At 71.7% G+C, this 11,850-nt stretch carries 10 protein-coding genes; 7 read left to right on the forward strand and 3 right to left on the reverse strand.

What is annotated here, in order from left to right; translation table 11 throughout:
* Nucleotides 1-61 precede the first annotated feature (61 nt).
* The 6 genes from recR (at nucleotide 62) to ACFYYF_RS17415 (ending at nucleotide 6,179) form a co-directional block, all read left to right on the forward strand.
* A complete protein-coding gene (gene recR / locus ACFYYF_RS17390; RefSeq protein WP_362069269.1) occupies nucleotides 62-661 on the forward strand; it encodes a recombination mediator RecR in 600 nt (199 codons plus the stop codon).
* Complete coding sequence (locus ACFYYF_RS17395; protein WP_361685428.1) at nucleotides 654-1,313, forward strand: DUF5063 domain-containing protein; 660 nt, start codon at nucleotides 654-656, stop codon at nucleotides 1,311-1,313. Before recR ends, ACFYYF_RS17395 begins: the two co-directional genes overlap by 8 nt.
* A 258-nt stretch (nucleotides 1,314-1,571) precedes the next feature.
* Complete coding sequence (locus ACFYYF_RS17400; protein WP_361685430.1) at nucleotides 1,572-2,861, forward strand: aspartate kinase; 1,290 nt, start codon at nucleotides 1,572-1,574, stop codon at nucleotides 2,859-2,861.
* On the forward strand, nucleotides 2,858-3,919 hold the full coding sequence (locus ACFYYF_RS17405; RefSeq protein ID WP_388776410.1) for an aspartate-semialdehyde dehydrogenase: 1,062 nt from the start codon (nucleotides 2,858-2,860) through the stop codon (nucleotides 3,917-3,919). Before ACFYYF_RS17400 ends, ACFYYF_RS17405 begins: the two co-directional genes overlap by 4 nt.
* A 512-nt stretch (nucleotides 3,920-4,431) precedes the next feature.
* A complete protein-coding gene (locus ACFYYF_RS17410) occupies nucleotides 4,432-5,058 on the forward strand; it encodes a SigE family RNA polymerase sigma factor (protein WP_361685434.1) in 627 nt (208 codons plus the stop codon).
* The gene (locus ACFYYF_RS17415; RefSeq protein ID WP_388776413.1) at nucleotides 5,055-6,179 is read left to right on the forward strand and encodes a hypothetical protein; all 1,125 of its coding nucleotides are present in this window, start codon (nucleotides 5,055-5,057) and stop codon (nucleotides 6,177-6,179) included. The genes ACFYYF_RS17410 and ACFYYF_RS17415 overlap by 4 nt, the downstream gene beginning before the upstream one ends.
* Nucleotides 6,180-6,283: 104 nt before the next feature.
* Here ACFYYF_RS17415 and ACFYYF_RS17420 read toward each other — a convergent pair whose 3' ends face one another.
* Both ACFYYF_RS17420 and ACFYYF_RS17425 read right to left on the reverse strand, forming a co-directional pair.
* Complete coding sequence (locus ACFYYF_RS17420) at nucleotides 6,284-7,174, reverse strand: SURF1 family protein (protein ID WP_388776416.1); 891 nt, start codon at nucleotides 7,172-7,174, stop codon at nucleotides 6,284-6,286.
* Nucleotides 7,175-7,223: 49 nt separating this feature from the next.
* Nucleotides 7,224-7,598, reverse strand: a complete 375-nt coding sequence (locus ACFYYF_RS17425; protein WP_361685440.1) for a nuclear transport factor 2 family protein — start codon at nucleotides 7,596-7,598, stop codon at nucleotides 7,224-7,226.
* Nucleotides 7,599-7,805: 207 nt separating this feature from the next.
* Here ACFYYF_RS17425 and ACFYYF_RS17430 point away from each other — a divergent pair, with 207 nt between their 5' ends.
* Nucleotides 7,806-9,635, forward strand: a complete 1,830-nt coding sequence (locus ACFYYF_RS17430) for a S9 family peptidase (protein ID WP_388776419.1) — start codon at nucleotides 7,806-7,808, stop codon at nucleotides 9,633-9,635.
* 79 nt (nucleotides 9,636-9,714) lie between these two features.
* Here ACFYYF_RS17430 and ACFYYF_RS17435 read toward each other — a convergent pair whose 3' ends face one another.
* Nucleotides 9,715-11,733 (reverse strand): NAD-binding protein, encoded by a 2,019-nt coding sequence (locus tag ACFYYF_RS17435; RefSeq protein ID WP_388776772.1) that lies wholly within the window; start codon nucleotides 11,731-11,733, stop codon nucleotides 9,715-9,717.
* Between the last annotated feature and the right edge of the window lie 117 nt (nucleotides 11,734-11,850).

An 11,850-nucleotide genomic window follows, 5' to 3' on the forward strand; every position in this document is an offset into this window, starting at 1 on the left:
CACCAGGAAGAAACAGTAGGACGGGACCAGGCGGTACCGCAGCACTCGGAAAGGCAGTCCGTTGTACGAAGGCGTTGTTCAGGACCTCATCGACGAACTGGGGCGGCTCCCCGGCGTCGGTCCCAAGAGCGCGCAGCGGATCGCCTTCCACATCCTGCAGGCGGAGCCCACGGACGTCCGCCGGCTCGCACAGGCCCTCATGGAGGTCAAGGCGAAGGTCCGCTTCTGCGCGACCTGCGGCAACGTCGCGCAGGAGGAGCTGTGCAACATCTGCCGCGATCCGCGCCGGGACCTCTCGGTGATCTGCGTGGTGGAGGAGCCCAAGGACGTCGTCGCGGTCGAGCGCACACGTGAGTTCCGGGGGAAGTACCACGTGCTCGGCGGCGCGATCAGCCCGATCGAGGGCGTCGGCCCGGACGACCTGCGGATCAGGGAGCTCCTGGCCCGCCTCGCCGACGGCACGGTCACCGAGCTCATCCTGGCCACGGACCCGAATCTGGAGGGCGAGGCCACGGCCACGTATCTCGCCCGCATGATCAAGCCCATGGGCCTCAAGGTCACCCGCCTGGCCAGCGGCCTCCCGGTGGGTGGCGACCTGGAATACGCGGACGAGGTCACACTCGGCCGCGCCTTCGAGGGGAGACGACTTCTAGATGTCTGACGCCACGCTGCACGAGACGAGCCAGGACCCCGACGACTTCGTGGTCCAGATCGCGGACCAGGTGGAGAGCTTCCTGGTCGCCGTCACCGAGGTGGCCAAGGGCGACGAGCCGGACTCGGCCGTGCCCTTCCTCCTTCTCGAGGTCTCCCAGCTCCTGCTGGCCGGCGGCCGTCTCGGGGCGCACGAGGACATCGTTCCCGAGGAGCGCTACGAGCCTGACCTCGGCCCGGAGGCGGACGTGGACGAACTCCGCGAGCGCCTCGCCGTGATGCTGGAGCCGATCGACGTCTACTCCGAGGTCTTCGACCCGTACGAGCCGCGCAAGGCCCCCGTCCCGGCGCGCATCTCCGACGACCTCGCCGACGTCATCACCGACCTGCGCCACGGCATGGCCCACTACCGCGCGGGCCGCACCACGGAGGCCCTGTGGTGGTGGCAGTTCTCCTACTTCTCGAACTGGGGCTCCACCGCCTCCGCGACCCTGCGTGCCCTGCAGTCCGTGGTCGCCCACGTCCGGCTGAACCAGCCCCTGGAGGAGCTGAACGGCCTCGACACCGACCAGGACCTCGGCGAGGAAGTGCTCGCGGAGGAGGCCGGCAAGGTGATGGCGGAGGAGATCGCCGGACCGCTCGGGCTGCGCACGGTCAAGTAGCCCGTCACCGCCCGTCCGGCCTTCCGTTTTCCGCCCCCTCCCCGGTGTGAGCTGGGGCACGTTCCGAGTGGCGGGGCTCCGGTCCGGGCAGGTGCCGTCTCGGAGCGGCCGGACCCCTTGCCACCTGACAGCCCGGAGTGATCACGTCGTGAGCGGGACATCTCACGATGCGACACTCCGGAAGGGAAATCCGGCCGCTCGTTAGACTGAGCCGACCGCAGTAGTGCGGTGCAGAGACGGACTGAGCGAGGAGCGCACGTGGGCCTTGTCGTGCAGAAGTACGGAGGTTCCTCCGTAGCCGATGCCGAGGGCATCAAGCGCGTCGCCAAGCGGATCGTGGAAGCGAAGAAGAACGGCCACCAGGTGGTCGTCGTCGTTTCCGCGATGGGCGACACGACGGACGAGCTGATCGATCTCGCCGAGCAGGTATCTCCGATGCCCAGCGGGCGAGAGTTCGACATGCTGCTGACCGCCGGAGAGCGGATCTCCATGGCCCTGCTGGCGATGGCGATCAAGAACCTGGGCCACAGCGCCCAGAGCTTCACCGGCAGCCAGGCAGGCGTCATCACCGACTCGGTCCACAACAAAGCCCGGATCATCGACGTCACCCCGGGCCGTATCCGTACGGCGCTCGACGAGGGCAACATCGCCATCGTCGCCGGCTTCCAGGGCGTCTCGCAGGACAAGAAGGACATCACCACGCTGGGCCGCGGCGGGTCCGACACCACGGCCGTCGCGCTGGCCGCGGCGCTCGACGCCGAGGTGTGCGAGATCTACACCGACGTGGACGGCGTGTTCACCGCCGACCCGCGCGTGGTGAAGAAGGCCAAGAAGATCGACTGGATCGCCTTCGAGGACATGCTGGAGCTCGCCGCCTCCGGCTCCAAGGTGCTGCTCCACCGCTGTGTGGAATACGCCCGCCGCTACAACATCCCGATCCACGTGCGGTCGTCCTTCAGCGGACTGCAGGGCACCTGGGTCAGCAGCGAACCACTCGTTCGAAAGACACAGCAAGGGGACCAGAAGGTGGAGCAGGCCATCATTTCCGGTGTCGCTCACGACACCTCCGAGGCCAAGGTCACGGTCGTCGGCGTCCCCGACAAGCCGGGCGAGGCCGCCTCGATCTTCCGTGCCATCGCCGACGCCGAGATCAACATCGACATGATCGTCCAGAACGTGTCGGCGGCGACCACGGGCCTGACGGACATCTCCTTCACCCTCCCGAAGACCGAGGGCCGCAAGGCCATCGACGCCCTGGAGAAGGCGAAGAGCGTCATCGGCTTCGAGTCGCTGCGCTACGACGACCAGATCGGCAAGATCTCGCTCGTCGGCGCCGGCATGAAGACCAACCCGGGTGTCACGGCCGGATTCTTCGAGGCGCTCACCGACGCCGGGGTCAACATCGAGCTGATCTCCACCTCCGAGATCCGCATCTCCGTCGTCACCCGCGCCGACGACGTCAACGACGCCGTCCGCGCCGTGCACACCGCCTTCGGGCTCGACTCCGACAGCGACGAGGCCGTCGTCTACGGAGGCACCGGGCGATGACCCGACGACCGACGCTCGCGGTCGTGGGAGCGACCGGAGCCGTCGGCACGGTCATGCTCCAGATCCTGTCCCAGCACGCGGACATCTGGGGTGAGATCCGACTGATCGCCTCGCCGCGCTCGGCCGGCCGCAAGCTGGCCGTGCGTGGTGTGGAGGTCGAGGTGACGGCCCTGTCGGAGGACGCCTTCGACGGGGTCGACATCGCCATGTTCGACGTCCCGGACGACGTCGCCGCCCAGTGGGCGCCGATCGCCGCCGCCAAGGGCACGGTCGTCGTCGACAACTCCGGCGCCTTCCGTATGGACCCGGAGGTGCCCCTCGTCGTCCCCGAGGTGAACCCGCACGCCGCGCGGGTGCGCCCCCGCGGGATCGTCTCCAACCCGAACTGCACGACCCTGTCCATGATCGTGGCGCTCGGTGCGCTGCACGCCGAGTTCGGGCTGCGGGAACTCGTCGCCTCCTCGTACCAGGCGGTCAGCGGCGCGGGCCGGGCCGGCGTCGACACCCTGCGCCGCCAGATGTCCCTGGTCGCGGGCACGGAACTGGGGAACAGCCCCGGTGACGTACGCCGTGCCGTGGGCGACGACACGGGCCCCTTCCCGGAGCCGGTCGCGCTGAACGTGGTGCCGTGGGCCGGGTCGCTCGCCGAGGACGGCTGGTCCTCGGAGGAGATGAAGGTACGCGACGAGACCCGCAAGATCCTCGGGCTGCCCCGGCTGATGGTCGCCGTGACCTGCGTCCGGGTTCCCGTCGTCACCACGCACTCCCTGACCGTGCACGCCCGCTTCCAGGACGAGGTGACCGTCGAGAAGGCGCGGGAGATCCTCGACACAGCGCCCGGCGTCGTGCTCTTCGACAACCCGTCCGCCGGCGAATTCCCGACACCCGCGGACGTGGTGGGCACCGACCCGACCTGGGTGGGCCGGGTCCGCCGGGCACTGGACGACCCGACGGCCCTCGAACTGTTCGTGTGCGGGGACAACCTGCGCAAGGGCGCGGCCCTGAACACCGCCCAGATCGCCGAGTTGGTGGCCGCGGAGATCACCAGGACTCCGTAGCGCACGGGGGTCCGGGCTCATGGGGACCCCGCGCATCCGGTTCTCCGCCGGGGCCCCGGCCCCGCACGTTCTCCGCCGCCGGTGGCCCCCGGCCGTAATCCCGGTGCCGACCGGGGGGCGGCTTTGTAGGATCTTTTCGGTTCAGTGATCAACTTAATGGTCCTGACCACTTGAACGGACTCGTGTCGGCGTCCGAAGATTTTGCTGTCGTCCCGCGCAACCGCGCGCGGGTCTCCGAGCGTCTTCGCCGTCGCCATTCAGGGGCGTCCGGGGGGCGGCAGAGCATTGGGCACAGGGGAAGAACTGTTACGCATGAGGGCATCTGGTGCACTGCCGCGCGCGCGGGGCCGCGTAACGGCGAGCGGTCCGTGGCGCGTTCCGACACGTCGGGTTCCGGCCGATCCGGCATCCGGTACGAATGTGATGACGGTCGCGTACAACCCTGCCGGGGGGACGTGTGTCCAACTGGCGTGGCAGAGGTACTCGAATTCACCGCGGTCCAGACACGGGGCATGGCCCTGCGTCCACCCCGCCGACCCCGCAGCCCCGGCGCGCCCGGCGGCATGCCGGTGATCGCCCCCATGCCCTCAGCGCGGCCCGCCCGCATCCCGAGCCAACGTGACGGCGCCCAGGACAGTCTGGCGGCGGGCACGACCGTCGACCATCTGACCGAGACCTACCGGGCGCACTACCGCTCGCTCCTCGGTCTCGCGGCGCTCCTCCTCGACGACACGGCCTCCTGCGAGGACGTCGTCCAGGAGGCGTTCATCCGGGTGCACTCGGCGCGCAAACGCGTCCGGGATCCGGAGAAGACGCTCGCCTATCTGCGGCAGACCGTCGTCAACCTGTCCCGTTCGGCGCTGCGCCGGCGCATCCTCGGTCTCAAGCTCCTCTCGAAGCCGATGCCCGACATGGCGAGCGCCGAGGAGGGCGCGTACGACCAGTTGGAGCGCGACGCCCTGATCAAGGCGATGAAGGGGCTCCAGCGGCGCCAGCGTGAGGTCCTGGTCCTGCGCTACTTCGCGGACATGACCGAGGCCCAGGTCGCCGAGACGCTCGGTGTCTCCCTGGGTTCGGTGAAGGCGTACGGCTCGCGTGGCATCGCCGCGCTCCGTGTCGCCATGGGGGCTTCGGCATGAGCGAGCACGACGACCGGCGGCGTCCCGAGGACGAGGGACGCCCGGAACACGAGCACAAGCAATCGCACGCTGGGAACGGAAATGTGAACCACGGCCCCGACGAACAGCCCGGCACACCGGACATGGACGGACTGGGACCCGAAGGGCTCGGCGACGAGCTGGCACTGCGCCGGCTGCTGCACCAGGCCGTTCAGGAGATCGAACCCGCCGACGGCACCCTGGACCATCTGCGCCGGGCGGTTCCGGCGCGGCGCGCGCGCAAGCGGCAGGCCCTGGTCGGCATGGCCGCGGCGGCGCTCTTCATGGGCACGGCGATCCCGGCGTTCGTCCACGTCTCCAACTCCTCGGGGTCGAACCCCGACCCGTCCATCGCGGCCAACAGCTCACAGGCCCAGGGCGGTGCGAGCGAGGGCAAGGGCTCGGACGGCGGCTCCGGCAAGAGCGCCGGCTCGGCGGGCACGTCCAAGGGCAACGGCGACGACGGCAAGACCGAGAAGCCGGGCGGCGGGGACAAGGGCGCGGGAGGGGCCGCCACGGGCGGCACCGACCCCTCGGCCTCCGCCTCGGCCGGCCTCACGTGCACGGCGGACCAGCTCGGCGGGGCCTTCGGCTCGGCCGCCGCACCGGACGCCACCGGCGCGGTCTACGGCTCCTTCACCGTCGCGAACGTCTCCACCACCGCCTGTACGGTCACCGGCGCCGGCACGGTCAACGCGCTCGCCCAGGGCGCGGCCGACCCCTCCCGGGTCGGTGTGGCCACGCACGTGGGGGGCGACGCGGCCACCGGGCTGCCCGACCCGTCCACGGAGGTCACCTCCCTGGTGCTCCAGCCGGGCGCCTCGTACGTGGTGAAGTTCGCCTGGGTGCCCTCGTCGACCTGTCCGACCGTGGAGCCCACTCCGGACCCCACGCCGACGCAGGGCGACACCGAGACCGGCGGCACGACGGGCGACTCCGCGGTGTCCGGCACGTCGCCGCAGCTCCTCGTCGAGGACGGCACGCTGGACGGCAGCGTCGTCGTCTCCAGCACGGCGTCGACCGGCGGCGCGAGCGCCTCGGTCAGCGTGGCCAACGCCTGCGCGGGCACGGTGTACCACACCGGGATCCTGGCATCGTCTTGACGGACGGGTGATCCGTCCGGTACCGGGCCGTCCGGTACCGGACGGCGTCTGTCCGCCGCCGCCCGGTCCGTCTGTTCAGGCCGTCCCGCTGTTCAGGCTGCTGTTCAGGCCGTCCCGGACGGCTCGACCGCGGTGGCGTCCTCGGACTCCTTGTCCGCGGTGGCCGTCGCGGTCGGGGTTCCGGGAGCGGCCGGGGCGCTCGGAGCGGCGGGGGCGCCCGGGGCGGTGTTCGAGGGCTCCGGCAGCAGTCCCAGTTCGGCGTCGCGGACGAACTCCGTCTCGCGGCGCAGCAGCCGGAACCACATGAAGACGACGAAGCCCGCGAAGACGAACCACTCGCCGGTGTAGCCGAGGTTCTGGAACGCCTTGAGGTCGAGTCCGCTGTTCGCCGGAGCGCTCGGAGGCACCGCCTTCATGCCGGCGTCGGCCTTGTCGAGCGTGATCCACGCGTCGTACGGGGTGTACGGCACCAGGTTCACCAGCGACGCCGAGCTGATCGCCGCCGTCTGTCCCGCGGGAAGCCCGCCGACCGCGCTGACACCGTTCGAGCCGGGACTCTCGGACGCCTGGAGCGCACCGGTGACCGTGACCTCGCCGGTGGGCGGGGCCGGGGTCTTCGACGCGTCCGCCGTGCCGGGCAGCCAGCCCCGGACGACGGGCAGCGCCTTGCCGCCGTCCACCCGGAGCATCGTCAGCACGTAGTACCCGCTCCGGCCGTCCAGTTCCCGGCCCGGCACGAGCAGCTGCTTTCCGTACCGGCCCGTCGCGGTGGTCCGCCTGCCGGACGTCTCCGTGGTCACGGGCAGCATCGAGGCCAGGGGCCGGGCCGGCTCCGTCTTGGCCTCCGAGGCCGCCGCGTCCGCCGTCCGGTGATCCTGCACGCGGTCCTCGAACCGCCCCAACTGCCACGAGCCCATGAAGACGCAGAAGGGGATGGCCAACAGCACGAAGACGTTGATCCCCCACCATCGGGGCGTCAGCAGGAACCGGTACACGCCGTCCACGGTACGGGGCGGCCGAGCCGGACTCGCCCGTGGGGCCCGCTCAGTACCGCTCGGCCAGATGGTCCCGGCCCGCCGGAGGCTCGTAGGGCTCGGGCCAGAAGTCGGTCACCGTGGTGATACGGCCCTCCTCGTCCGTCGTGAAGAACGTGATCGCGTGCATCTCCTCCAGGCCCACCGTGAAGTGGGTCCAGGTGACGGCCTGACCGGGCTCCGCCACGACACGTTCCATCCGTACGTGCCAGTCGCCCGGATACTCGCGGTTGAACTCGACGTACCGCTCCCTGCCGCTGATGCGCTCCCGCGTCTGCGGCAGGGTGTAGACGACGTCCTCGGCCAGCAGCTCCGCGAACGCTTCCCAGTCCCGGGCTTCGGCGGCGGCCCAGTAACCCTCGACGGCCTTGCGTGGATCGGTCATGCGAAAAAGTCTGCACCCCGCCACTGACAATGGCTCTGACCTGCGCACATGCCGTCTCCGCGAGACCGGACCGGACCGTGTTCCGCCATCGCTGGGCCCGCTTCGCCCGCCGTCCGGCGGCCGGCGGTGCGCGCGGGCGCCGCGAGGTTGTCCACAGGCCGGGGACCTCCCCGGCGCGAGAGGGCCCGGGCCAGGCACTATGGGGCCATGACTGAGAGCACCAGGTCCACCGAGCCGCAGCAGGCAGACATGCCCGACTGGGAGAAGCGCTTCCGGGCACCGCGGGTGTCGCTGCCGGACTGGGCGGAGGACGCCCCGCACCGCTCCCTGTTCGTCTCGAACGCGACGGGGACGTACGAGCTGTACGCGTGGGACCGCGCGACGGAGGAACAGCGCCAGGTCACCCACCGGGCGAACGGCACGACGGACGGGGTGCTCTCGCCCGACGGCGAGTGGATCTGGTGGTTCGACGACAAGGACGGCGACGAGTTCGGCGTCTGGCGCCGCCGCCCGTTCGGCGCCGCGCTGGTCGTGGGCGAGGCGGACGACCCCGCGGTTCCCGGCCTCGACCCCTCCTACCCCGCGGGCCTGGCCATCGGCCGCGACGGGCGGACGGCCGTCGTCGGCCGCTCGACGGACGAGGACGGATCGACGATCCACGTGGCCCGCTCCGGCGAGGCCACCGTGGAGATCTACCGGCACCGCGAGTCGGCCGGGGTCGGCGACCTCTCGCACGACGGCTCGCTGATCGCCGTCGAGCACACCGAGCACGGCGACGCGATGCACTCGGCGCTCAAGGTGCTGCGCCCGGACGGTTCGGAGGTCGCCGAACTCGACGACACCGAGGGCGGCACGGTCGAGCTGGGCCTCGAAGTGCTCGGCTTCGCCCCCGTCGACGGGGACAGCCGGCTGCTGATCGGGCACCAGAGGCGCGGCCGCTGGGAGCCCCTGGTGTGGGACGTGACGACGGGCGAGCAGACCGACCTGGGGCTCGACCTGCCCGGTGACGTGGCCGCCGAGTGGTATCCGGACGGCTCGGCCCTCCTCATCGCCCACAGCTTCGAGGCACGCAGCGACCTGTGGCGCTACGACCTCGCCTCCGGGGAGCTGACCCGGGTCCCGACCCCGCCCGGCACGGTGTCCGGGGCGACGGCCCGCCCGGACGGGACGGTGGAGTATCTGTGGTCGTCGGCCGCGGAGCCCTCCGTCGTCCGTTCGACGACCGGCGAGATCGTCCTGGACCCGCCCGGCCAGAAGTCCCCGGGGTCCGTCCCCGTGGAGGACGTCTGGGTCGAGGGGCCGGGCGGCCGCGTCCACGCCCTGATCCAGAAGCCGGCCGGTGCCACCGGTCCGCTGCCCACCGTCTTCGAGATCCACGGCGGTCCGACCTGGCACGACAGCGACTCGTTCGCCGCGGGCCCGGCGGCCTGGGTCGACCACGGGTACGCGGTGGTCCGCGTCAACTACCGCGGCTCCACCGGGTACGGCCGCGCGTGGACCGACGCCCTCAAGCACCGCGTCGGGCTGATCGAGCTGGAGGACATCGCGGCGGTCCGCGAATGGGCGGTCACCTCCGGACTGGCCGATCCCGACCGGCTGATCCTCACCGGCGGCTCCTGGGGCGGCTACCTCACCCTCCTCGGCGTCGGCACCCAGCCCGACGCCTGGGCCCTCGGCATCGCCGCCGTCCCGGTCGCCGACTACGTCACGGCGTACCACGACGAGATGGAGGCGCTGAAGGCCATGGACCGCACGCTCCTCGGCGGCACCCCGGAAGAGGTCCCCGAGCGCTTCGAGGCGTCCTCCCCGCTGACGTACGTCGACGCGGTCAAGGTCCCCGTGTACATCTCGGCGGGTGTCAACGACCCCCGCTGCCCCATCCGCCAGATCGACAACTACGTCACCCGCCTCGCCGCCCGCGAGGCCGTCCACGAGGTCTACCGCTACGACGCGGGCCACGGCTCCCTGGTCGTCGACGAACGCATCAAGCAGGTCCGCCTGGAACTGGACTTCGCGGAACGCCACTTGGGGGCGTGACGCCGGGCGCCCGGGGCTCGGCCGAGCCCCGGGCCACACCTGCCGTCGCCACGGTCGGCGCTGTCGGCTGAGTGCCGGACTACGCCTCCGCCCGCTGCCGGGGTCGGCGGCCGAGCAGTTCCGCCAGGCCCCGTCGTGTCGCGGCGAGCACCACGCGGTCCTCGGGCCGCAGCACATAGGTGGAGGGCAGGTCCCACACCAGTCGGGGACCGGGCGCGCCGGATGCCGCGTCCGCCCGGCGCTCCTCGGGTGTCGCCGTGTCCAGCGCGAGCACGCGCCAGGACCCCGCCCGGAACGCCTCTCCCACCGTGCGCCCCTCCAGCTGGGGATGCCCGTCCACGTCCACCGCCGCGAACAGCAGCACCCGTCGCTCGACGGGGATCGCCCCGAGGATCTGTCTCCCCAGCATGGCCCCGGCGAACGCGGGCGCGGCGAGATGGGACACGCTGCGGCTCCGGGTGAGCGCGCCGGGGTGCGCGGCCCGCAGGGTGCGGTAGACGGCGGTCGCGAAGTCGTCGTCGTACAGCCGCAGTACGACCCGTAGGTCGGGCTTCAGGGTGCGGGCGGAGAGCACGGCCTCCAGGTTCATGGTGTCCGCGCTGGTCAACGCCAGCAGCGCGTGCGCCCGATGGATCTTGGCGGCCTCCAGAACGCCTTCCTGCGTGACGTCCCCCAGGACCACGGGCACCCGCAGTCTCCGTGCCAGCGCGAGCCCCCGGGCCTCGGGATCGGCCTCCACGCACACCACGGGGATGCGCAGTTCGCGCAGCCGCGTCAGCACCCGCGTACCGATCTTGCCGACCCCGAGCAGCACCACGTGTCCGGACAGCCCGCGCGGTGGCTTGCGCAGCGCGGTCCCGCTGCGGAAGGTGCCGAGCGCTTCGAGCACGGCGGCGAGCAGCACCGGCAGCAGCAGCAACCCGACCAGCCCCGAGCAGAGCTGGAGGAGCTGGCGCCCGAGCGGCTGCCCGAGGGCGGGATCGTTGATGGCGAAGAGGTCGAGCAGCGTCAGGTACGTGGCCTGGAGCGGTTGCTCTCCGGTGACCAGCATCGACGCGACGGCGAGCCCGATCACGCAGGCGACGAGCCCCGCGAACGACCAGCGCAGCCGCCGGGACAGCAGCGAGCCGAACCAGGGCACGACCCCTCGGCCGGCGCCCAGTTCGGGACCGGAGTACGACACGTTCTCCAGGACGACGGTGCCGCGCCCGGTGGCGGCGGCCACCGCCCTCTCGTCGGGCAGGAGTTGGGGTCCCTGTGCGCCGCTGCCCTCGGAACCGTCGGCACCGGCCGGGTCGTTGGTGGTGGCGGACAGCAACGCCAGGGTGCACAGGCCCGGATCGGCGACCTCACCCGGTCCCGGCGGCGGCCGCTCCACCGCGCGCAGCATCAGGCCGTCGGTCTGCACGACCTTGCTGGTGCCGGCCACGGCGGTCGCGGCGAGCGCGGGCGCGGCCGTGTCGGCGTCGGACAGCACGGTGGTGGAGGCGTCGTAGACGAGGGTGTTCCGGCCCGCGCGGGAGGCGCCCGAAGTCGGACCGTTCCCGGTGGAGTTGGCCCCATCGCTGTCGCCATCGCCTGGTGCGCTGTCGGGCGTGCCGGGGGAGGCGGTGGCGTCGGACGCGGCGGCGGCGGCCAGGGCCGAGGCCTGGTCGAGAAGGGCCTCGATGTGCTGTCCGAGGCGCCGGTTGTAGAGCCTGAGGACCAGCCGGATCCGCGGGTTGAGCCGCCGGGCGGTGAGGGCGGCACGGATGTTGGTCTCGTCGTCGTCGTAGACGAGGGCGAGCGCGGTGGCCCGGTCGACGCCCGCGTAGGTGAGCGTGTGCTCGTTGAGTTCGGCGGCTTCGACGATCCGCTCGGAACCAGGCGTCTCATCGCCCCCGCCGGCCCCTCCACCGTTCCCGTTCCCGTTCCCAGAGGCCCGGTTCACCGCCGCGGACACCCGGTCGAGCAGGGCGGTGGCCCGGGCCCGCCCGACGACGGGCGGTCGCGCACCGCTCCGCACGGGCGGCACCACAAGGGTCACCCGCTCGCCGTACACCCCCCGCAACTCGGCGGCGAGCCGCTGGGCCAGGGCGTCGTCCCCGGCCACCACCATGTGTTCGGCGGCGTCACTCGACGCACTCTGAGACGGAAGATTCCCCACGGAGAAGAAGACTGCCGCACGGATGCCACCGGTTCCAGTGAGGATCCCGGGAAGCCCGGGACCGGTGAC

The sequence above is a fragment of the Streptomyces sp. NPDC001914 genome (assembly GCF_042891215.1).
Lineage (GTDB): Bacteria > Actinomycetota > Actinomycetes > Streptomycetales > Streptomycetaceae > Streptomyces.